The sequence below is a fragment of the Orbaceae bacterium lpD02 genome (genome assembly GCA_036251875.1).
Lineage (GTDB): Bacteria > Pseudomonadota > Gammaproteobacteria > Enterobacterales > Orbaceae > Orbus > Orbus sturtevantii.
This window is the reverse complement of sequence record CP133960.1, coordinates 2,598,137-2,621,794: the sequence shown is the minus strand read 5'-3', so window position 1 is coordinate 2,621,794 and position 23,658 is coordinate 2,598,137. Positions and strand designations below refer to the sequence as shown.

Here is a 23,658-nt window from a genome sequence, read left to right as displayed (position 1 = left end):
GGTTGGTTTTATGTTGTCGACAAAATACCGAATACCGATTTACAACAAACTCACTAATTTGAATATAAAATAATAGCAATCAAACTTGGTATAGTTTATATACATTAACTACAAATCGGCATAAAATTTAAACATAATAATTAACACCCTATATCTAATAATCGGAGAGCCATACTAAAATGGATTTTTTAAATACATTATGGTTACAGTTTCTAGCAACGCTACCCTTATTCCTGTTAATTTTGCTTGGATTTTTATTAGTTAAAATCTTTAAATGGCCAAAATCAATCACTGATGGATTAACCAAGTTTACCTTTGCTATTGCCATCCCAATTATGCTATTTCATATTATGAGCCATTTTTCCGAGCAGCCTAAAGCAGACTACCGAGTATTATTTGCTTTTTTTGGCGGAACGTTACTCGTTTTTATTTTTGGTCGGATTATTGCCGCTAAATTGTTTAAACTTGATGGCGCCTCAGCAACGATGTTTTCGATGGGAGGAATTTATAGTAATAACGTATTTGTCGGTTTACCTATCATCAAAGCTTTATTGGGCGATAACGCTGTCCCAAGCGTGGCTTTAGTGGTCGTTTTTAGCGCTTTAATCCTTTGGACCTTAGCAACCATCTCAATCGAATTTGCGCAAGTTGGTAAACTATCTACAACACAAATAAAAAAAGCAGTTAAAAATGTATTTAAAAATCCGGTCATTTTAGGTATTTTTGCGGGCCTTATGGTCAACTATATTGGCTTTCCTGTGCCTAATTTTATCAGCCAATCAACCAAAATGGTCGGCGATATGGCGGCGCCTTTATCACTGATTGTATTAGGCATGGGGATTGCGGAATATAAAATTAGCCAAGGCTGGCGATTAAGCTCCGTGATTTGCTTACTAAAACTGGCCATCTTGCCTTTTGTGATCTACTGGCTAGCGGTATTACTTCACTTGCCGACACTAGAAACTTACGTTGTGGTGCTATTAGGTTCAATGTCGATTGCCATCAACTGTTATATCATGTCACGGCAATTTAATTTACTACAAGGACCAATTGCCTCAAGTTTATTAATATCAACGATTTTATCATCGGTCGTCACGCCGTTAATTTTAGCAATTTTAACCCATATATAAAGCAGCGATAGATGCAATAAATTTATCGTTAATTAACTTTGTGTTAGAATAACAATCGTTTACTGATTTAGGACTGGATTAAATGACTATTAGAATCAAAACGCAAGATGAAATTGAAAAAATGCGTATTGCTGGCAAACTAGCCGCAGATGTACTTGAAATGATTGCGCCTTATGTTAAGCCTGGCGTGTCAACCGGTGAATTAGATAAAATTTGCCACGATTATATTATCAATGAACAAAAAGCGATCCCTGCTAATATCGGTTATCACGGCTATCAACATACCAGTTGTATCTCAATTAACGATGTGGTGTGCCATGGTATTCCGAGTTTTGATAAAAAACTTAAAGATGGTGACATTCTCAATATTGATGTAACCGTAATCAAAGATGGCTATCATGGTGATACCTCGCAAATGTATATCGCAGGAAAACCCACTGTCACTGGCCTTCGCCTTTGTGAAGTCACTCAACAGAGCCTTTATGAAGCAATTAAAATTATTAAACCTGGTTTACGGTTGCGTGAAATTGGTAAAACAATCCAAAAATATGTTGATTCATTTGGTTTTTCAAGTGTGCGCGAGTATTGTGGGCACGGTATTGGTGAAGTGTATCATGACGAACCGCAAGTTCTGCATTATGAGGCCGATGACGATGGCGTGACTCTTCAAGCCGGGATGACATTTACCATAGAGCCGATGGTCAATACTGGTGATTGGCGAACTCGAACCATGAAAGATGGTTGGACAGTTAAAACCAAAGATCGCGGTTTATCGGCCCAATATGAGCATACTGTGTTAGTGACTGATAATGGCGTTGAAATTTTAACTCTGCGCTCAAACGAAGCAATACCAAGAGTTATTGAACATAAATAACGAACCTTAATCATGATTCAGCGTATTGCGCTGAATCATTTTTTTAATCGGCTTAACATAAGTAAGCGACGTTATAAGCGCTGAATTAATAGAGTAAAGTATAAAGCTTACGCCGATAAGTCGCCGCCACTTGGTTAGTCGTACCTAATGCCGCTAACATATCAAGTAACGCTTTTTTAGCCTGACCATCGCCAGCATTTAAATCTTTGCTTAATGGTGCAAATAGTAACGCTAATGCTTCCTCATGACGTCCCACTTGCATAAATTGCGAAGCTAATTGAACCATTAACTCAATATTATTAGGATCGCTATCTAGGGCGGCTTGTAACTGTTGTATTTCTGGCGAATTAGCCGCTTGTGCTAATAGTTCAATTTCAGCATGTAACCCCTGATAAGTGCTATCTTGATCTTGTAACGGAATCGTTGCAAGCGTTGCTTTTGCTTCATCAAGCTGTTTCAACTCAATTTGTGCTTTAGCTAATAAAAACGCAATATCGCTACGTGGCTTATCTAAATGGTCTGTTAACGCTTGCCATGACTGCTTTAATAATGGCAATGCCTCTGCGTATTTTTGTTCATCTACGAGCTGCTGAGCCGCCGTTAACGCTAATTCATCTTCATTTGGTAACACTTTATTTAATAACGTTTTAATTGCATCTTCGGGCTGGGGTCCTTGAAAACCATCAACAGGTTGACCATTTTGAAATAGATAAACCGTCGGTATCGCTCTTAAACCAAATTGTCCAGCGAGCATTGGCTGCTCATCACAATTTAACTTCGCTAGAATAAATTTACCTTGATACTCATTGGCAATTTTATCAAGTGTGATCGTCAACTCCTGACATTGTGGACTTCTGTCAGACCAAAAATAGAATAATACTGGCAAACTAGACGATTGTTGCAGTACCTGTTGAATATTTTGTTCATCTATATCTAAAATAAATGCATTTTGCATAGCAAAGAGATCCTATTTTACGTGTTTAACTTTATTTGTTTAACTTTATCTGTTCAACTAAATGATTTACTTATTAGCAAGAATTTTATCCATTAGTTTGTTGGGTAGCAAACGTTTGCCGATTGAAGCAAGCACGGTAACAAATGTCACTCGATAACGAACTTTTGGTGATTTAGCTTCTAACGCATGGAATAACTTAGGCAAAATCGCAGCTGGCGACAAGGTAAATCGTTTCGCAATCGGTGGATTTTCTACCACATTGTTTTGCTCTGCTTGCTCAACATTACTAGAAAATTGCGTTTTTAACGGGCCCGGCTCAATAATACAAACCTTAATATTAGTATGCGCAAGCTCGAGCCTCATTGTGTCAGACCAAGCCTCAAGCGCATATTTGCTAGCACTATAAGCGCCTCTGCCTGGCGTTGCAATAATGCCAACAATTGAGCTAGTTTGGATAATTCTCCCCTCACCATGAGCAAGCATGGCTGGTAGCAATAACTGCGTTAATTGGTGAACAGCAAAAAAATTCGTTGAAAACTGCGCTTCGAGTTGTGCTCGACTAATACTTGTTAGCTTACCATAGACACCAAAACCAGCATTATTAAACAGTGCATACAGTTTATTATCAGTTAAGTTCAATACTTGCCTAGCGGCTTCCATTACTGAGTTAGCATCATTTAAATCAAGCAAGACCGTTTCAAATCCCAGTGCGACTAAATTTTGATAATCTTTTTGTTTACGACATGAAGCAATAACGCGATAACCGCGTGCTTTTAGTGCTTTTGCTGCTAACAGGCCGATACCACTTGAGCAACCTGTAATAAAAATTGATTTCACATTATTCCCCTTTAAATCTCGCTATAGTTATACTAAAAATTGACTAATATGCAAGTAAAACGCGATCAAATCCAAAATTAATAACCGAACTATCGCGAGGCATAATATAAAGCGTTAAGATCCCATCCTCAGATTCGCTTTGCTAAACCACTATGTTGGCGATCAACTCAGTAACTGATTTTAATTAGATAAACCGTTAACTGATTGAAAATCAATCAGTTGGTTAAAGGTGTCGATGCTAGATAGCGCAACGGCGGAGGGCAAATTACGCGCAAAAATGCAAAAATAGTCATTGAACTTTGACTGCTTTTAATCGAGAATGATGCGAAAAATATAGCCAATGAAGGCTAATAACAATAATACCGCAATAATAAAAACAGAATAAGATAAAAGGAGTTACCCCATGGCCAGCGGTCTTGATACTGCATTAAATTCACTCACTAACGTACTTAGTGCTCAGCAACATAATCGCTACGCAGTGACACTGTCAGGGGTATCATCCGCGCTCTCGGTGCTATCGGTACACGGTAATGAAGCCCTCAATCAGCCTTGGCGTTACGAGATTATCGTCACGAGCCTTGACCCGCATATCTCGATCGATAGCGTGCTTAACCAGCCTGCCCAGTTTAGCTTCTTAGCTCCCAACTTACTTGAGCAGGTGACGCACATTAGCTCACTCGATAAACCGGCAATGCCGCGCACCTTATATGGGGTGGTAACCGAGTTTGCTCAGCTATCGGTCAATAAAGACGAGGCGCATTATCGGCTGGTACTGCAGCCACGGCTGGCGCTATTTGCTAATGACCATTATAGCGCCATTTACCAAAACCAAAGTGTGGTCAGCGTGGTGGAAGAGGTGCTGCGCCGCCATGGTTTTACTGGCGTCGATTACCGCTTAGTGTTAAAAGACAGCTACCCAGCCCGGGAGTTTATCACGCAATGGCAAGAGAGCGACCTGGCGTTTATACAGCGCTTACTGGCCGATGTTGGTATTTGGTTACGCTTTGAAAGCCATAGCGAACACAACTGTGATGTATTAGTATTAAGCGATTATGAACAAGGTTTTGAGGACGTCGGCAGCATTAGTTATCAATTACCGAGCGGGATGATGGATAACGCACGCGATAGCGTGTGGGATTTACAGTTTGCCAGTAAAAGCGTAGCGCGTCAGGTGATTGTCCATGATGACAACTACCGCGAGGCACAAACCGATAGATACTCATTAGTTAATAGCCAACCGAAACTTACCACCACCGCCGGCACCGATTACCGCTATGGTGAGCACTTTAAACGTAAAGGCGATGACAACATTATTGAGAGTGGCAATTGGTATGCCAAAATTCGCCATCAGCAGCAGATTAGTGAACAGATTATTATTCACGGTAACGCCAATGACTACCATTTAGCCCCAGGTCAACGCCTCATCATTAGCGGCAGCCCGATCAACGGCATCAGTGAAGGGATAGTGATTTTATCGACCGAGTGCTATGGTGACCGTAGCGAGGCCTATCACGTTAAGTTTACCGCTATGCCGTATAACGTATTAAAACCGTATCGTCCGGCACCGTTACCATGGCCGCAAGTGACCGGCACGCTGCCGGCGCGGGTGACCAGCCCGGATAATGACACCTATGGTTATATTGACACCATGGGGTGCTACCGAGTTAAATTTGATTTTGATTTAAAAACCTGGCGCAGCGGTGAAGAGAGCCTATGGGTGAGGCTGGCAAAGCCGTATGCTGGTGACACTTATGGTTTTCACTTCCCCTTAATCGATGGTACCGAGGTGGCTATCGCCTTTACCGATAGTAACCCAGATAGACCGTATATCGCCCATGCCATGCATGACAGCACACATCCTGACCCTGTCACGACTATCAATAAACACCGCAATGTGCTTCGTACGCCAGCCAACAATAAACTGCGCATGGATGATAAACGCGGGCAAGAGCATATTAAACTGGCCACCGAATACGGCAAAAGCCAGCTTAACCTCGGTCACTTAGTTAATCAAAACAAAGAACAACGCGGCGCCGGCTTTGAGCTACGTACCGACGAATGGGGCGCCATTAGCGCGAACAAAGGTTTATACCTAACCGCACAAAGCGAGCCACAAGCCCAAGGTCAGCAGCTCGATATGCAAGGTGCGATTAGCCAGCTGGAAAACGCCTTATCGATTGCTAAAGCGCTACAACAGGCCGCCAGCAGCGCGCAGGCGCACCCCGCTGATATCGACAGTCAACAGCAGCTACAAAGCGCACTCAACCAGCTAACCGACGCCGGCATGATTGCCTATGCACCAGCCGGTATTGGCTTAACCAGTGATGAGAATATCCAGCTCTCCAGTGGCAACAGTATCAGCCTAACCAGTGAACAGCAAACCGACATTAGCGCGCTTAACAATATCACCTTAGCCTCATCTGAGGCGGTCGGCATCTTTGCCCATAAAGCGGGCATCAAGCTACTGGCTAACCAAGGTCAAGTCGAGCTGCAAGCCCAAAACGACGCCATGGCTATTGCCGCTAAACAAGATGTGACGATTGACAGTGTTGAGAGCAAAGTGGACTTTTCAGCAGCTAAAGATATCACCCTGATTTGTGGTGGTTCATTTGTTAAAATTAGCGCTGCTGGCATTGAACTGGGCTCCTCCAGCAATGTAAGCGTCAAAGCGGCGGCACTGCAAAAAATGGGGCCAGCAACACAAAGTAGTTCAGCGGCAATGAATATCGATAATAAGGAACAGGATATACTATTACAAAAGCTAGTTCCGTTTGACGCAATTAACTTTACGGTATAGTGACTAAGGACGAGTTACCATGACAATAAAAAAAGTTACCCATTTTATCTTCCCCGTTGGTGATAAAACATTGAGCCAAGATGCCTACTATCGCGCCCTGTCCGAGGCGAAAAATGGTTTTTATCCGTTTAGCGAAAATGGCTTATGGCATGGTGGCATTCATATTGATGATGGCGTGTTTAAAAACGTCAGTCGTAATGACAATATGCTTCGCTGTATGGCGCAGGGTGAAGTGATTGCGTATCGGGTCAACTCGGTTTACCCAAAAGTAATCTATGAAGACACGCTGCCCCCTACGTCACCATTAGTCAATGGTCGAGAACGCGTGGCCTATTTTTCAACCGGTTTTACCTTAGTCCGTCACTATTTTGCTATGCCCAAGGTGGCAGGTGAAACAGATCCCCCGCCAAGTATTACCCTTTATAGCTTATATATGCACCAACTCGATTGGTATGGTTATCAAGAGTTAGCCAAAGAAGCGTCCTTAGCGCAGCCGCAGTACTGGCACTTAATATCAGGGCGCGTGAGCAGTCACTGCAAAGACCCAATCAGAGGTACCATTGTCCGTCATAATGGCGCCAAAACCCCTGGTGTCGCCTTATTACTGAAAGGTAGCAAAATCAAACTTGGCGACCAAATTAGTAAGAGCGGATGGTATAAATTAGAATCGATTATTGAAGGTGGCTTAGTAAACAGCAATGGAACGTTTTACGCAGATTTGGTGTCAATAACTGGATATGTGTTCGGTAAAGAGATTGGCTCCATTGAGTCCGATCCCACAACCCATAAAAATACGGTTTATACGGTAAATAAAGACAATAACGATAAAATTGGTTCACCGGAGGTTAGCGTAGCGGGGATTACGGTATACGCCAATAAAGAGGGTAAGGATGTTTTAGCCTACTTGCCCAAAGAGACACGGTTTGAGTTTGATGGGCAAGAAGATGGCTATGCAAAAATTAAAAAAATTCAAACCAATTATATCCCTACAAGCTTAAAAGTTGAAGGTGGTGCAACGACTGATTCGCCCCACCACGGTTGGGTTAAGGTCGCGAACTTAACCGAGCTTAATTATGAACCTAAAGCGCTTGATAAGATAGTTGTGCTTGATAAGCCTGCCCCGATCGGTGGTGGAGATTTTATCGGCTATTTAGGACACAATGTGAGCAGTAATGGTCAGTTTTCACAAGCTAAAAGGCAAGTTTTAGCCACTGAAAAACGCCCTTCGAATCACAAACTCACCTTACAAGGGCACGTGGAATTATTTACCTGTGACGATTTACCGGCGTTTATCACTAAAACTCGTCTACTTGCCGATAAATTGCCAGAGAGCGAAAAAAACCTTATCTTAGTTGAAGAAGGGGCGCAGCTTATTAGTGAAAGCCCAAGTGATGGCGAAATATTAACGGGTCGGCACATTAGCCTGATTGGCTCACCGCGTGAGAGTTGCTATATACAGGCGCATGTTTATTATGTGCTTAATATCAATCGCCAGCACTGCCATGCTGAGCAAGTTATTGATGCCCATACCTTACCTGATGGCGCATGGGATAGTCTTGCTGACCCTCAGCCAACCACCTACCGCTTAACTGCGGCAGATAAAGCCCAACTTATTACCTACTATCAATTTCAATATCCAGAGTTAACGGTTGCTAATATTCCTGATACAGCGCTGCTTATTGGTTATGCGCCGTCATTTTCTGACTCAAGCCTGAGCACCTTATCAGACGGTAACATGCACCATGGCGCGCGTGATGAAGTGCAGCTACGCTTTAGTTTAATGGGCGGTGACAGCGCTTATTGGGTTAACGCATGTGATGTTATGCACTTACAGGGCGGTGAAGGTCAGTTAAATCAGCCTATCGCCTATTGGCAGACCTTTCCTTTAAGCTTAACGAACTTACCCCCAGCAGATAACACGAATACCGTTTATTACCCGCGCACGCTACCGCTTGCCTCACTTAAGAGTGATAACCATATCGCTATCGATAAGGAGGCTAATCACTGGGCCTATATTACCGCCGGTAATCAACTCGGCAGCCCGATTAGGGGGTGGGTGAATATTAGCAAAGGCGCTACTGATTATCGCCAACCGCATATTAAACGAGTCAGCCCGTGGGCATGGACAGGATATTCAACTGTAAAAGAGACCGCCAATGTGGCTAACTTTGTTGAAAAACTGCGCTCTAATCATAAGATGACGCTAGACTTAGCCGATTACACCGATACCATGTCGGCAATGCATCATATTTTAACTAAGACGCCCCTTAGCAAGGCGCTACCTTACGTTTTACCGCCCTTCACCCATAAACAGCTGCAAATGGGATTACAAACACCGTGGACGGCAGAGCTTATCAGCCGCTTAGCGATAAACTATGAGAGTGAATGGTATAGCGATGAAAGCTTAAGCAAATGGAATGAGATTGATGAGCTTTATCAAAAGCAGACCGAGCAAAAACGCCAAGCGATTATTGACGAGTTAACTAAAGCCAATATAACTGCTCCAGCGTTACGTCAACATGCGTGTGGGATACTCGATAAAAACGCTACATATCGAATAAATGAATGGCAGTTAGAAAAACAACACCGCATTAAACCGTCGCTATGGTGGGATGAAGTCGCTAAGGCGCAGGTGGCAAAAAGCACAACAGATACAGCTGCGACGACCAACCAACCCGTCTTATCCAACTTATCAGCAGATGGGAAAGCGTGGTATTTGCATCCAGTGGGGATGGAAGGGTTTATGGCTCCATCTGGTATTACAATTGCTATGTTAAAGCAAATTTTCACCTCCGTGCCACATAGCAGGCAAGACTTATTGCAATTCATGGTTGATGACATTAATGCTCATATGTATGAATATAAACTCGATACACAGCTAAGACTAAGTCACTTTTTTGCGCAAGTCAGGCAAGAAGTTGGTACTAACCTTACTGTTGAAGAAGTTTTTATTTATAGCACAAAAGCATTAAAAAATTTTAGATATTTTGCAAAGCACCCAACAGAAGCCGAATCTTTAGGATATAACAATAGTAGCAATAAATTTGTCTCGACAGAAAAACAAATTGAAATAGCTAATAAAATATATGCCAATCGTCTACTAAACGGTGATATAAATAGTGGTGATGGTTTTAAATATCGAGGACGAGGATTAAAACAATTAACAGGGAAACTGAATTATACTAGCTTTAATAATGAATACCCATCTATTTGGAGCGATGAAGTAGTTGATTTTGTTAATAACCCCGACTTATTACATACCGACTATAAATACATAGTTCGTTCAGGCGTATTTTTTTGGATAAAGAATAAATTATATAACTTAGCAGATAAAGGTAGTTCACCACATAATGTTGATTTAATAACAAAAATAATTAATAAAAACACTAAAAGCTATCAAGATAGACAAAAAAATTTCAAGGAAATATATCATGATAAGAAAATTTTTGAAGGTATTTAGTTTAATTTTAGCGATAGTCATATTTTCTAATGCCTATGCTGTAACTAAAGTAAATCAACTTAAATTATCCACAATTGATGTTGATTATTCTTCTTCTGATATCGACTCGGACGGTGAAGAAATTAAGTATACTAATTTTTATGATAAAAATGTAATGCTTCATCCGCCAATTTTGGTTGAATACAATAATAAAAAGTCTGTTCTATTTTTTTTCCCCCCTGCAAAGGGTGGAAGAGACCAGCAAGGATTAATTCTCAATTATAATTTAGGAAATAACAAAATGAATGTTGTTGGATTTGTGCATGGAATAAATGAGCAAATACAATCCGTTTTTGGTTATCAGTACAACAATGATGATGCAACAATATTAGTATTGACTAAGAATAATGTTGATAACCAAATAACTTATTCAACATTTACAAATTCTATTATAGAAGAAAATGGAGGTCTTTATATCAAACAATTCAAAGACGACGAAATAAATATACAACCTTTGAGTAATTGTATTGATGGTGGAACAGACTATTTGGGTAATAAGCAAGTTTGTAAATACAAAGATGCTGCTTCTATTAAAAAATTTTTCGATGATATGAATAGACAAAATGAGTAGAGTTATTATTTTAATCTTAATATCTAATTAGTTAGTAAAAATAAGTCTGTTAAATTTAGTATAAAGACTAGATATCACCAGAGCAATCTAAAAAATAGTATTACCTAAATAACACATTTATAGAGGCAAGCACTGCCTAATATTTTGGCGAAAATCAATGAAAAATTTTCTATTTATTATTTTAATATGTATAAGTAACTCTGCCTTTTGTGATATTAAAAGTACCGATGACATATCACTAGAAATGAAAAATCGAGTAAACAACAATTCAATGTTAATTAAAAATTTAAACAATTCTTTTATTAAAAATAATATTAATATTTTTTATTCTGAGTGGGCACGTGTTTTAGATAAAAAATGTAATTGGGTTAAAGCGAATATTAATATAGAACTGTATGGACAAGAAGATAAATTTAGTTATCAATTATGTATTATAACTGAACAAAACTCTTTTATAAATCAACTAGCGATGCTTATGAAAGAAAAAAAAATTAATTCTATTGAAAATAAAGAATTAGAAGAGTTTAAAACTGAATTATCCGCTCAAGTACAACAAAATGTTTATTTTAATTATTTAACAGAAAACTATGCTAATAAATTTTGTCATAACTTTAATGATCATGAAATTATAAGCAATTGTATTAGTTCATTTATTTTGCATCAATTTATTCCTGAAGATTATGATTTTAAGATAGTTAACAAGGAGGCATATCTATTAAACGCGCCTTCTCAATTAGACAAAACAAAAATGTATTTAGTCACTGGTGATAAGGTTAGGTTGCTTCAACGACAGGATGATTTTTATTTAATCGAATATAATAGTCAAAAAAAGGGGCTTATTCATAAATGGCTACAGTGTTCTGCGATTGATGCTTGCTAGTAACCCATTGTTTAAACGATAAAAATAGACATCATAATGACCATTTGCATCTACAAAGTATTCACCTAATTATGGCGGAAAATATGAATGATAAAGAGTACTATTTTAGCTTTTTTGCTGGTTTTATCTTTTACTCTTGCAGCTAAAGATATTAATTTCATTTCTGCACCGAAGGAAATAGCAAAGAATATTTATTTAGAAAATAAATTAAATTCATCAGTGTTAGTAAATAATAAAGATGTAATAAAAAAAAATGGAGCAATTGAGTTAAATTTCAAAAATCGATCTAGCTGGATCATCGCTGATAATATAGGTATTCCCAACGGAGACTATAAACAAACTTATGATTACGCTGGATCTATTCCCGATTTAAATGTATTTGTAATTAAAGTCAATAGTTATGAAAATACTTCATATCTTCTTATTAATAAAGACACTGGTGCATTAAACATATTAGAAGAAGCACCTATTCTTTCTGAGGATAAGAAAATAGCACTATCTTTATTTATAAATATTTATGATCAACACGATATTTCTCCACCAACGTTAGATGTAAAATTATTCGATGTTCAAGATCAAAATTTTGAGCTAATAGATTCTGAGGTTTTTCCATGGAAGGATAATTATGAAATAATAGAATCGTATTGGAAAAATGGTTTAATCTATTTGAAAACTCACAATGAACATGATGATACAACTGTATACGAAACAATAGAAATATCCAAAAAGTATTAGTTTGTTAACGTTACTTCCTAAATATCGAAAAAGAAGTGGCTAAGGCACAGGCAGCAAAAATAGCCACTACAGCTAATACCAACGCCAGTGCAACAGCAACGACGACTGACCAGCAAGTCTTATCCAACTTAGCAGCAAACGGTAAAGCATGGTATTTGCATCCGGTGGGGATGACGGAGTTTAAAACGAAAAAGTGCTTTTGCGAAAGAGATTTTACTGTAGATGATTTAATGAATTTAGGTATTAAAAAGCAGAAATCTATAGAATTTATTGATAGTTTAAATCATACATTAAATAACTATTCAATTAACACTTGCCTTAGAAAATTACATTTTCTGTCTCAAGTTAGACATGAATCAGGGGAGTTTATTTATACTGAAGAGCTTGCATCAGGTTCACAATACGAGGGAAGGAAAGATTTAGGTAATATAGAAAAAGGTGATGGAATCAAATTTAAAGGACGAGGATTGATTCAGATTACGGGAAGAAAAAATTATACAAATTATGGTAACTATCAACATATTAATTTCACTCAAGGAACTAACAATTTACTTTTAGCAAAATTACCTTATTGCGTCGATTCCGCTGGATGGTATTGGAAAAGTTACTTAAATATTGATTTAAATATTGTAGCTGATGAGAATGACTTGATCTACATAACATATCGTATAAATGGAGGTTTTAATGGATTTCAGGACCGAAAAACAAAACTTATCACTATGTTAGATCGATTAGAGTGCAACCATAGTGAGCATATTAGTACACTATTTTCAATTTATAATAGTAGATGTTTCAATTTATTTGATGCTGTATTTAAATATGCACAATTAAATACTGGTGAGTCAATTGGATGTTATTCTCAATATTTGTTACTAACTCATAATTACCTAAATTGGAATAGCATTAAAGGCTGGGAGAATAATAATGATAAAAAGAAATATAAAGAAAAAATAGAACGAAATCGACAAACAGCAACAAATAAAGCAGGGTAAAATAGTTATGAAAGTATTTATATTTGTATTTGTTTTTTTATCTAGTTTTTTTATTTATGCGAATAATTTTGATGGTTCCTATTCTTTATCTAACAAAGATGATTGTAATAAGATGTTATCTATAGATATAAAAAATAATTTTTTTTCTATTTATTCAATGAATAATAATTTAGAAAATAAAAAATTAATTATTAAGGGAAAGTTAGAAATTTTAAATAATGGAACTAATATTTACTTAAAAATGAACGCAATTGAAGCGCTATATTATAAAAACACTATAGTTATACAAAATTCAGGGAATTCAATGAATAACTATACTTATTTTGATCTATGTGATTCTAAATATTTAAATTTTAATAAATTATTAAAATAAACAACTAAGATGAAACGGTATTTAAAAATGTTTGCGGGACCAATAAACAGAACGCAATAAATGATTTCGATAAAGTAAGAAAAAGTGAAAAAAATTAGTTTTATTATATTATTATGTCTATATTTTTTATTCTTATCCTCTAAAGCATACACTGATGAGGATATTAGTTGTATTAATATTTTTGAAAAAATGATTCAAGATAGCTCTTTTGAGAAGTATCATTCGCCAAAAGGACAATTAAAAATCGATTTATATGATATTTCATTAGAAAATAATTCAATTATTTTCAAACTCTACGACGAAGCTTACTCGTCTGAAAGGAATTTATTTATCTCAGGCTGGGTTAAATATAATTATAATCAAAGACAAATCTACGATATTTCATATGATGAATTAAACCCAATCATGTTGACTTTTGACCATAGATTAGAAAAAAAATTTCGAAATTGTTTAAGTGAAAAAAATGTCAAGATTAGCGATCTAGTTACACGTGAATAAAATTCAGCTCATATATTACCAAGTAAAATGATAGCAGTATTAATTGAATCAAAAAATAATAATTGGAGGCAATATGAAAGTATTTAGATTTGCTATTTTCTACTTGTTATTGTCATTTTTTTCTATAGGTTGTACCCATGCTAATGACCATGTCAATACTTTTAATTTCAGTAATTATCCTATTAAAGATAAATCAAATCTGGCACAGGCAAACTTCGCTGGCCATTATTTAGTTTCTACTTACGGATGTGGAGGAGGTGCTATTTGTGGTGATATAAAAAATTTATTAACAAATAACACTGCAGGATTACCTAATGCTTACTTAATTGAAGATGATTCAGGTGAAAATGGATTTTTATTAAGTTATCAGTTAGATAGTCGTTTAATCATTATTTCAGGTATATTAGCCGACCCTGATGAGACACAATACAATGAAGGGTTTAAAAAAAGATATTATCACTTTATCAATGATAAATTGATATTACTCAGCTCTCAATAAATAGAATAACTCACACTATTAATATGAAAAATTTATTAAGTTTCCTTTTATTATTTTTTATTGCATTTAATAGCATGCCTAATGCTAATCAATGTTTCGAAGTTGAAAATAAAGAAGTAAAAGAAATCTTGTTTCAAGGGACTCATGTCAGTTTTCAGTATAAATACTGTGAATACGATCGAAATGATACTATGACTTTTGAAGGTAAACAATCACTTGATATTAAAATGAATGGGCAAGTTTATACTTATTCAAATGACGTTAGTGGAATTGGTAATTTTGGCGGGAGTATGTTTTTTTCAACTTTGGGGGTATTTGGTTTAGTTGATAATACAACAGGAAACTCACCAATCTCGATTTTATATTTAACTATCGTTGAAAATAAATTAGTTGTATTAGGTCAACTTACATTTGAACAAAATATGGGAAATATTATTGGTGAACCGTATATTGAAAGTAGGAGCGATGTAACTAATTTTTGGGTAAAAAAACTACTACAATCAAATCAAGAGTATATTTTGGGTTCTCCTAGATTGAGTTTTTACGAGGGATTGCTGTTTGTTTTATCTGATAACCTTTATAAAGATATGACAATGCGTGAATTTGAAAAGTTATCAGCGAAATTATCCGAATATCCTGACTTAATTAATTTTTATAGACAAAAAATATTTTTTAAAAATAACTCGTTATGTTCATATAATGAAAATATAATTGAAATGGATGCTTTTGGCTGCAAGATAAATAATAAGCAATTATCAATTTGTTATAATTATTTTGATAGTGGTAATTTAATTTACCGTTATGGTGATAAGGATAAGATAGAACTAGAATTGAGTAGAGAAATTCAGAATGATGACCTATCGACCGATACTTTCATTTTCCAAAAAAATAAGTGGCAATATCAAGTGAATACAAATCCTCTCGCAGCAGGAATATTAATAAAAAATGATGGGAAAACTATTTCTTTTCTGAAATGTAACAATAATACGATTGAGACACTTATTTTTGACCCTATCTGGAGATAGATTTAGCGAAAAATTATTACAAATAATAATATATTATATGAAATTTAAAAGTACATAAAAAATGTTAAAAAGACTATTTTTTTTATATTTTATTTTTGGTCTATTATTTTTTTCCACAACTGCGGTTAGTCAGCAAAATAATGCAATAGAACAAGGACCATTTAGTATTAGCTTAGTTTGTGGTGGAAAAATTTTATTTGAAAGAAAAGATGATGATTCTATTGATTTTATTTTAAAATATAAAGACGATTCTAATTTTGAAAAAATATATCAAATAGATAATTATGAAATAGAAGGAGGAAACCCGGAAATAGAATCAGTTTTTTTCTTTCCAGTTTTAAAAAATGAAAATATTTTTGTCATTGTCTCTTGGGAAATAAATAGCCGTGGAGTTGGAACATATGGAAAACTTTACCAAATTTATGCCTATACAAAATCTAATGATAATAGTAAGTTGATCAAAAATATAACTCTTTATGACGATAAAAATTTAACGGGAATAGATGGAACATCAGATTGGGAAGAATCTGATTTTAAGTATAAAACAGCTGCAGAAGTAAAAAAATATATTAAAGAGACATATAATAAAAAATAAATATATTGCTCAGGTAAAATTAACCCGATGCGTAGCCTACTGCTAGAATAAATTAAGGCTGAAAATCATATCGCAATTGGTGATAATGCGAATAACTGGGCCTATATTACCGCCAGCCGCATATTAAACGGGTCAGCCCATGGGCATGGACAGGTTATTCAACCATCAAAGAGACCGCCAATGTGGCTAACTTTGTTGAAAAGCTACAGACTAATCGTAAGATGACGTTAGATTTAAATGATTACACTGAATCAATGTCGGCAATGCACCATATTTTAACTAAGACGCCCCTTAGCAAGGCGCTGCCTTACGTTTTACCGCCCTTCACCCATAAACAGCTACAAATGGGATTACAAACACCGTGGACGGCAGAGCTTATCGGCCGCTTAGCGATAAATTATGAGAGTGAATGGTATGCAGACGAAAACTTAAGCAAATGGAATGAGATTGATGAGCTTTATCAAAAACAGACCGAGCAAAAACGCCAAGCGATTATTGATGAGTTAACTAAAGCAGAGATAACTGCTCCAGTGTTACGTCAACATGCGTGTAGGATACTCGATAAAAACGCTGCCTACCGAATAAATGAATGGCAGCTAGAAAAACAACACCGCATTAAACCGTCGCTATGGTGGGATGAAGTCGCTAAGGCGCAGGCAGCAAAAAGTACAACAGATACAACAGCGACGACCAACCAACCCGTCTTATCCAACTTAGCAGCAGACGGTAAAGCGTGGCATTTGCATCCGGTGGGGATGCTAAGCGAATATACAAATCTATCAATTATTAATATTGAATGTTTTGTTTTTGAATATAAGAAATACCATAAAAATTTTTCTATAGGTGGTGACTCTGTTAATTTCGCTTCAGAACAAAATTTGAGACACATATTATACGAAATAAATAAGTTCTATTTATCAACAGATGAATTTGAAGTAAATAAATTTAAACTAGCATATATGTTTGCCACAGCAAGACATGAGGCATACCATTATCTTACTAGTGAGTTTTTCAGTAAAAAACCAGAAATTGGTTCTCTTAAATATTTTAATAAATACGATCCTGTTTTAGCTAATACAAAAGCATTGCGAAACAGAGCAATTGCAAATGGTAATACAGCTGAAGGGGATGGTTATAAATATAGAGGAAGAGGATTAGTTCATTTAACTTGGAAAAATAATTATGCAAAAGCATCAACAAAATTTGATATCGATTTTGTTGGCTACCCAGATAAAGCTGCTGATTTTGAGTATTCAGTTCCTATTATGATATGGGGAATGGAGAAAGGTATTTTTACTAATAAAAAACTATCTGATTATATTAATAACACCAAAGTCGATTACGAAAACGCTAGAAAAATTATAAATGGTGTAGATAGAAAAGAAGAAATAGCAAATAATGCGAGAATATTTGAAAAAATATTAAATGAATCAATGAATGTTTTATAGGGGTTTTAATATATTATGAATAGGTATGTTTTTGTAATTATTCTATTTATTAATTTTTTTGCTAGTGGTGCTATTCCAAATAATATTAAAATGAATATTTATCAAAATGGCTCATCCGGTAATCCTCCCATTTTTAATGGAAGCTAGGGGTAGAATTTTGCAATTGTATTAATTTAAGTTTTTGTATAGGTGTAATTCCACCAATTCCCATATTAGGTCTTTCATGATTATATGTCCACAACCAGCGGGTCGCTTTATCTTGTAATTCAGTAATATCACGGTAAATGTAATGACTTAGCCAATCATAGCGAACAGTCCGATTAAAACGTTCAATATAGGCATTTTGCTGTGGATTACCTGGCTGGATAAAGCATAATGTTATTTTGTTCTTTTTAGCCCAACTCGCTAATTGATAACTGATATATTCAGGCCCATTATCACAGCGAATCGATTTCGGCTTTCCTCTCCATTCGATAATTTGATTTAACGACCTAATGACACGCGCTGCTGGTAACGAAAAATCAACATCAATTGTTAAGCCTTCTCGGTTAAAATCATCAATGACATTAAACAGGCGACAACACCTGCCATCAGCTAACTGGTCATGCATAAAATCCATTGACCAACATTCGTTCATATTTTTAGGTGTCGATAAGGGCTCCGGCTTTTCTCTTTTTAAACGCTTACGAGGTTTGATGCGTAAGTTAAGCGATAATTCACAGTAAATGCGATAAACCCGTTTATGATTCCAAGTATGACCTTTCACATTGCGTAAATATAAAAAACACAAACCAAATCCCCAATTTCGTTGTCGCTCTGTTAATTCAATTAAATGCTCAGCAATGATTTGGTTTTCGGTTATTAATATAGGTTCATAACGATAACAGGTTTCACTAACACAAAATGTTCGACAGGCTTGTGAAACCGCCATTCTATTTTGTTTGACGACCTCTTTAGCTAACATTTTTCGCTCAGAAGCCTTTACCACTTTTTTGCCATTGCCTCCTGTATCACTTCTGCTTTAAGACGTTCTTCTGCATACATTTTTTTGAGCCGACGATTTTCATCTTCTAGCTCTTTCATTCTAGCCATTAACGATGCATCCATGCCACCGTATTTCGCTCGCCATTTATAGAATGTTGAAGTAGCCATTCCATGCTCTCGGCATAATTCGGGTACGGGAACACCATTTTCGGCTTGTTTTAATATATTGAGTATTTGATTGTCTGTGAAAGTCATTTTTTTCATATTTTTCTCCGAATATTATAGTAAGAGAAAATTCTACTTTTGAATCCTATTATTTTTAGGGGGGATTACCATCCCAAGAATATACTATTTTAAATAATAGTATTGTTGTACATTCCTCTAAAAGAGACATAGTTATCCCTGATATATTAAATAAAGCAGGCATTATAACTAATAGGGAATTAATTAATTTTGATAGTAGACCTACTTTTTGGTTTAGTAATAATTCATCTTCTGGATTAGATAGTTATTTAACATTATTTGTTGAAAATAAAAATCTAAAAATAGATTGTATATATACAAATTCTTTTGATAACTATAATGGATTTCATCAAAAACGTTCTAAATGTGGCTTGAATTTACCTCTCGCCAATGATGAAAATTTATTGGAAGGTATTCTTTACGATAAAAAACTTATAGAAAAAAATCAATTTTCTTTTCAAGAATTATCTAAAGAATTACCAATAAAAATATTAGTTGGAGAATTAGATGAATTAAAAATATATCGAATTTATTCCTCAATTGAAGACTATGAAGATGATAATTATTCTGTTGTGATCAGTAGTAAATCAGGTATTAATTTTCAAATAAATCATCACATTTATTTAAGATATAATACAACGAATCAACTGATTGGATTTGATATTGAGAAGGTTAGCAACGATGGGGAATCGTTACAGTTTTATTCTAATGAAACACTCAAAAAATTAGTTCATAATGGTATTAATCCCCAAGAGATGCAAGCAGTTATTAACATAGGCAAAATTTATTTATATACAGCACCATCTGAAACAGAAATAGATAATAAATATTTAGTATATTTAGATAAAGTTACATTACTTGATGAGTATAAAGATTCAAAAGGTATTTTTTGGAGTAAGATCATGTTTAATAACGGCAAATCAGGTCAAATACTTGCTTGGGTACAAAGTGATAAAATCAAATTCGATAATATTTAAATTAATCAATTTATTATTTTTTGTTTTATTAGGTGCTTTTTCTTCATGTAGCTTATCTAAAGAAGGGAATCTGTCTTTAAAAATTCTACCAATTAATTCACCGTTTACACCTAATGATGATAATGGTAATCCCCCCTAAAAATAATAGGATTCAAAAGTAGAATTTTCGATTAATATTTAATTAATACAATAAGGAGATTCTCAATGAAAACATCTAAATTTACTGACAGTCAAATTATGTCCATCTTAAAACAAGCCGAATCGGGTACACCGGTTACCGTTCTGTGTCGCGAACATGGAATGAGTAATGCTACATTTTATAAATGGCGTTCAAAATATGGCGGTATGGATACAGCATTAATGTCTAGGTTAAGAGAGCTAGAAGTTGAAAATGCTAAGCTCAAAAAAATGTATGCCGAAGAAAGGCTCAAAGCTGAAATCATTCAGGAAGCCATGGCAAAAAAGTGGTAAAGCCCGCTTGTAGACGTTTAATGGCAAAGCAGGCAGTGACTCATCATTCAATCAGTATTCGATTAGTCTGTGCCCTGTTTAATATCAGCGAGACCTGTTACCGATATGAATCAAAGAACAATGATGAAAATGCATTAATAGCCAAACAACTAATTGAATTAACAGAGGAAAATAGAGATTGGGGATTTGGGTTATGTTTCGCCTATTTGCGCTATGTTGCCCACTATGGTTGGAATCATAAGCGGGTGTATCGCATTTACTGTGAATTGGCATTAAACTTACGCATTAAGCCGAGAAGACGATTAAAAAGGCATAAACCCGAGCCGTTAAAAGAGCCCATACGTACGAATCAAGTTTGGTCACTGGATTTTATGCATGACCAGCTTGCTGATGGGCGTAAGATTAGGTTGTTAAATATTATCGATGATTACAAACGAGAAGGCTTAGCGATTGAAGCTGATTTTTCATTACCAGCTATTCGAATTATCCGTGCACTTAATCGACTATTGGAATTTAGAGAAAAGCCAACGGTAATTCGGTGTGACAATGGTCCCGAATTTATCAGCCATGAGTTCAAAAACTGGGCGAGAGAAAAAGGTATTAGCATCGAGCATATAGAACCAGGAAAACCACAACAAAATGCTTATATTGAACGTTATAACCGCACGGTACGTTACAGTTGGCTTGGTTTAAACTTATTTGATACATTGGAAAGCGTGCAAAATTATGCTACAAAGTGGCTGTGGCACTATAACCATGAAAGGCCTCACCAAGCTAATCATGGAAGACCACCTTTGATGGTTATTTAACCTCTACTTTTAACTTCCATTAATTGTGGGAGGATTACCATCCAACAACCAAAAGGTGTTGAAATTAAAGGCTGGGTAAAAACAAAGCAAGAATGTGTAAAATTAGTAAGCCCATGGGCATGGACAGGATATTCAACCATCAAAGAGACGGCTAATGTGGCTAACTTGGTTGACAAGCTACACACTAACCGCCAAATCACATTAAAATTAGACAACTAAAGTTACTCTTAAACCCAGATCATCGCCGCAGTGGCTATTTTTATATGCGATTCATCAATCACTTTCCATATGCTGCCTTTGGATATGTTGAATTTTTCGCCTTGTTTATTAATCCTCGTTCCAGTATAGCCCTCTGATATTCCTTGCTCTTCAACCTCTTTTAGCAATCGGTTGCGGTCTGATTGCCCGGTATCTGCGGCACTTAGCCTTGAGGGTAAAACTAAAAATTCATCGAGTGTATAGTTGAATATTTTTTGTGCAGTTTTATTGGCATAAATAAAAATAGGATCATCCATACAATTATGTACCAGTAAACCAAAGGGTGCATCGTTATTAAGCCATTCATATCGACGGTGGATTTCAGCGCTAGGCACCGGTAAACGTTCACCATTCATCCAATATGAATAAGCATTATCAATCATTTTTAATATTTCTATTATCTCTTCATGCGTCATGTTGTTGCTATGCCTCATTTATAGGTTATGTGAACGAGGGTTTTCACCTAGCACTTGGTTAGGATCACAAGGTACGTTAATCAGTATTGAATGTGATTTATTTTTATCAATTTGGTCTAAAATAGACTCTAAATTAGACAAATCGCTCGATAAAGAATAGCTTAACCAACCCGATGCCTTTGCTATAGCACAATAGTCGACTTTTTGTAGTTGATCATGATACTTGTCTTTTTTTACATCAGGTATGATTGCTGGCAATCCTTGACCTACAATGCTATAAGTGTTGTTATCGATAATAAATAGGACTATGCCTAAATCTTTTGCTTCGGTTAAACAGCTACCATAAAGCCTAAAACACCCATCGCCACTAAAGACAAACACATTTTTTTCAGGGCTTGCTAATTTTGCACCGACAGCAATACCATATGCTCCGCCCATTGCAGATCCTCGATAGCAGGAGAAATACGTAATGTTATTATTGGGTTTAGGATTTACATATTGGTAATCTTTGTAAGTTAAGCAAACATCAGTAATAACAATGCTATTAGGCTGCCACCAACGGTGTAATCGTTGATAGAACTGATCCATATCGGCATAACCTACAGCAGGCGCTTTTATTTTTCTAGTATTAAGGTTTTTAGGCGCAATAGGCAACGGAATATTGGTTAATTCGGTATTTTCAGTTACTTTAACTAGTGCTTGTAATGTTTGGTCAATAGGGGCTGTGATTTGCTCACTCTCATATAAAGCATGGTGTTTATACGTCCCTTGTATTTGCCCATAAGAATCGCTTAATTCGGTTATAAAATAGGTTGTGCTTGCTTTAATTTTTTGTAAATTGGTCGTGTATTCATCAGGACATAAGCCAATAGCTAATACAATATCATCTTGATTAATAGCATTCCATAACGCTAAGGCATGATCATTTCCACCAAAAGAGATACAACCATATCCATAAGGGTTGTCACTTTCAATACAATTAACACCATTCATACTCCATAAAACGGCAGCTTTAAGGTTTTGGCATAGTTTAGTGATAAGTGATTTTATATTAGGGTTGTGCATGGCCTGCTCACCCACGATTAAAATAACGCGTTTATGAGTAATATTTTGCTTAAAATGGGCAACAAATTTATTTATGTCATCTTCTTTAGGCTGTGCTGTTATAGATGGAATCGATAGGGCTATATCATATTGTTTTGTAAGTACGTCATTATCTAGAATAAAAACAATCGGTTTTCTTGATACTAGCAGTTGATATGCTGCGGCTAACTGCTGAGAAAATAGCGAAGGATCTGAAAGTATAAAAACCTGATTGGGTAATTCAGCCTCTAGCTGTTTTACAATATTATTGCCATAGATAGAAGAATCTTGTAACGCGCAGTCTATTTTGTGTTTATTGCTTGAAATAGGGAAAATATAAATAGAAGGAATATCATGAAGTTTTGCGTCACTTAAACCGCAAGCGAGTAGCTTGGTTGCCGCGCCAGTGGTTGCGACAGCCGCTGCAATATTACCCGTTGCAATATAACTCCCTATCGGCACAAAACCGGCTGCATATTCACCTAACGTAAAAAATACGGGGGAGTGTTTTTTGCTTGGATAACCGTTGATATGTTTAAGAAAATGGACTACACCGCCACCTGTAACCCCTGTGTATAAATTAATATCTAAGTCTGATAAATAATTAACAAGGATCTCAAAGCCATCTATTTTTTGCAAAGACATCATATTACCTCCTTTAAATAATTTACTTGATCTGATCTATCACTACTCCAACACTATGTAAATT

The 23,658-nt window shown here is 35.9% G+C and carries 22 protein-coding genes; 16 read left to right on the top strand and 6 right to left on the bottom strand.

Annotated features, from left to right (window positions below; genetic code table 11):
• Positions 1 to 179: 179 nt before the first annotated feature.
• Together RHO12_11590 and map are read left to right on the top strand one after the other, a co-directional pair.
• Positions 180 to 1,130, top strand: a complete 951-nt coding sequence (locus RHO12_11590; protein WVD65995.1) for an AEC family transporter — start codon at positions 180 to 182, stop codon at positions 1,128 to 1,130.
• 82 nt (positions 1,131 to 1,212) lie between these two features.
• Entirely contained in the window at positions 1,213 to 2,004 is a 792-nt protein-coding gene (gene map, locus RHO12_11585) for a type I methionyl aminopeptidase (GenBank protein WVD65994.1), read from the top strand.
• A gap of 85 nt (positions 2,005 to 2,089) precedes the next feature.
• Here map and RHO12_11580 read toward each other — a convergent pair whose 3' ends face one another.
• Both RHO12_11580 and RHO12_11575 read right to left on the bottom strand, forming a co-directional pair.
• Positions 2,090 to 2,959: a co-chaperone YbbN gene (locus RHO12_11580; GenBank protein ID WVD65993.1), complete on the bottom strand. Its 870-nt coding sequence runs from the start codon at positions 2,957 to 2,959 to the stop codon at positions 2,090 to 2,092.
• A gap of 66 nt (positions 2,960 to 3,025) precedes the next feature.
• Positions 3,026 to 3,796, bottom strand: a complete 771-nt coding sequence (locus RHO12_11575; GenBank protein WVD65992.1) for an SDR family oxidoreductase — start codon at positions 3,794 to 3,796, stop codon at positions 3,026 to 3,028.
• A gap of 403 nt (positions 3,797 to 4,199) precedes the next feature.
• On the opposite strand from RHO12_11575, the gene vgrG reads away from it, so the two are divergent.
• From vgrG to RHO12_11515, 12 genes are all read left to right on the top strand, one after another.
• The gene (gene vgrG, locus RHO12_11570) at positions 4,200 to 6,593 is read left to right on the top strand and encodes a type VI secretion system tip protein VgrG (GenBank protein ID WVD65991.1); all 2,394 of its coding nucleotides are present in this window, start codon (positions 4,200 to 4,202) and stop codon (positions 6,591 to 6,593) included.
• Between the two features lie 19 nt (positions 6,594 to 6,612).
• Complete coding sequence (locus RHO12_11565) at positions 6,613 to 10,053, top strand: hypothetical protein (protein ID WVD65990.1); 3,441 nt, start codon at positions 6,613 to 6,615, stop codon at positions 10,051 to 10,053.
• Positions 10,025 to 10,663 carry a hypothetical protein gene (locus tag RHO12_11560; GenBank protein ID WVD65989.1) on the top strand — a complete coding sequence of 213 codons (639 nt, stop codon included), beginning with the start codon at positions 10,025 to 10,027 and terminating at the stop codon, positions 10,661 to 10,663. The genes RHO12_11565 and RHO12_11560 overlap by 29 nt, the downstream gene beginning before the upstream one ends.
• Positions 10,664 to 10,820: 157 nt before the next feature.
• Positions 10,821 to 11,543: a hypothetical protein gene (locus RHO12_11555; protein WVD65988.1), complete on the top strand. Its 723-nt coding sequence runs from the start codon at positions 10,821 to 10,823 to the stop codon at positions 11,541 to 11,543.
• Between the two features lie 87 nt (positions 11,544 to 11,630).
• The gene (locus RHO12_11550) at positions 11,631 to 12,278 is read left to right on the top strand and encodes a hypothetical protein (protein WVD65987.1); all 648 of its coding nucleotides are present in this window, start codon (positions 11,631 to 11,633) and stop codon (positions 12,276 to 12,278) included.
• A gap of 35 nt (positions 12,279 to 12,313) precedes the next feature.
• Positions 12,314 to 13,270, top strand: coding sequence for a hypothetical protein (locus RHO12_11545; GenBank protein WVD65986.1), 957 nt, complete (start codon positions 12,314 to 12,316; stop codon positions 13,268 to 13,270).
• A gap of 7 nt (positions 13,271 to 13,277) precedes the next feature.
• Complete coding sequence (locus RHO12_11540) at positions 13,278 to 13,643, top strand: hypothetical protein (GenBank protein WVD65985.1); 366 nt, start codon at positions 13,278 to 13,280, stop codon at positions 13,641 to 13,643.
• 84 nt (positions 13,644 to 13,727) lie between these two features.
• Complete coding sequence (locus RHO12_11535; GenBank protein WVD65984.1) at positions 13,728 to 14,141, top strand: hypothetical protein; 414 nt, start codon at positions 13,728 to 13,730, stop codon at positions 14,139 to 14,141.
• 73 nt (positions 14,142 to 14,214) lie between these two features.
• The gene (locus tag RHO12_11530; protein ID WVD65983.1) at positions 14,215 to 14,640 is read left to right on the top strand and encodes a hypothetical protein; all 426 of its coding nucleotides are present in this window, start codon (positions 14,215 to 14,217) and stop codon (positions 14,638 to 14,640) included.
• Positions 14,641 to 14,663: 23 nt separating this feature from the next.
• Positions 14,664 to 15,665, top strand: coding sequence for a hypothetical protein (locus tag RHO12_11525; GenBank protein ID WVD65982.1), 1,002 nt, complete (start codon positions 14,664 to 14,666; stop codon positions 15,663 to 15,665).
• A 61-nt stretch (positions 15,666 to 15,726) separates the two neighbouring features.
• Complete coding sequence (locus tag RHO12_11520; protein WVD65981.1) at positions 15,727 to 16,260, top strand: hypothetical protein; 534 nt, start codon at positions 15,727 to 15,729, stop codon at positions 16,258 to 16,260.
• A 182-nt stretch (positions 16,261 to 16,442) separates the two neighbouring features.
• Positions 16,443 to 17,708, top strand: a complete 1,266-nt coding sequence (locus RHO12_11515; protein WVD65980.1) for a hypothetical protein — start codon at positions 16,443 to 16,445, stop codon at positions 17,706 to 17,708.
• Between the two features lie 133 nt (positions 17,709 to 17,841).
• Here RHO12_11515 and RHO12_11510 read toward each other — a convergent pair.
• Positions 17,842 to 18,956 (bottom strand): IS3 family transposase gene (locus tag RHO12_11510; protein ID WVD65979.1). Its coding sequence is split into 2 segments (ribosomal slippage): positions 17,842 to 18,704 and positions 18,704 to 18,956, totalling 1,116 coding nucleotides; the frame shifts between segments, so codons are not numbered across the junction.
• A 383-nt stretch (positions 18,957 to 19,339) separates the two neighbouring features.
• Here RHO12_11510 and RHO12_11505 point away from each other — a divergent pair.
• Both RHO12_11505 and RHO12_11500 read left to right on the top strand, forming a co-directional pair.
• Positions 19,340 to 19,912: a hypothetical protein gene (locus RHO12_11505; protein ID WVD65978.1), complete on the top strand. Its 573-nt coding sequence runs from the start codon at positions 19,340 to 19,342 to the stop codon at positions 19,910 to 19,912.
• A 204-nt stretch (positions 19,913 to 20,116) separates the two neighbouring features.
• A protein-coding gene (locus tag RHO12_11500; GenBank protein WVD65977.1) for an IS3 family transposase occupies positions 20,117 to 21,192 on the top strand; the annotation gives its coding sequence in 2 pieces (ribosomal slippage) (positions 20,117 to 20,369 and positions 20,369 to 21,192; 1,077 coding nt in all).
• Here the strand turns inward: RHO12_11500 and RHO12_11495 are convergent.
• The 3 genes from RHO12_11495 to RHO12_11485 are packed head-to-tail and all read right to left on the bottom strand — an operon-like array spanning position 21,189 to position 23,597.
• The gene (locus RHO12_11495; GenBank protein WVD65976.1) at positions 21,189 to 21,407 is read right to left on the bottom strand and encodes a hypothetical protein; all 219 of its coding nucleotides are present in this window, start codon (positions 21,405 to 21,407) and stop codon (positions 21,189 to 21,191) included. The genes RHO12_11500 and RHO12_11495 overlap by 4 nt on opposite strands.
• Positions 21,408 to 21,419: 12 nt before the next feature.
• On the bottom strand, positions 21,420 to 21,866 hold the full coding sequence (locus tag RHO12_11490; protein ID WVD65975.1) for an MEKHLA domain-containing protein: 447 nt from the start codon (positions 21,864 to 21,866) through the stop codon (positions 21,420 to 21,422).
• An 18-nt stretch (positions 21,867 to 21,884) separates the two neighbouring features.
• Positions 21,885 to 23,597 carry a thiamine pyrophosphate-dependent enzyme gene (locus RHO12_11485; GenBank protein ID WVD65974.1) on the bottom strand — a complete coding sequence of 571 codons (1,713 nt, stop codon included), beginning with the start codon at positions 23,595 to 23,597 and terminating at the stop codon, positions 21,885 to 21,887.
• Between the last annotated feature and the right edge of the window lie 61 nt (positions 23,598 to 23,658).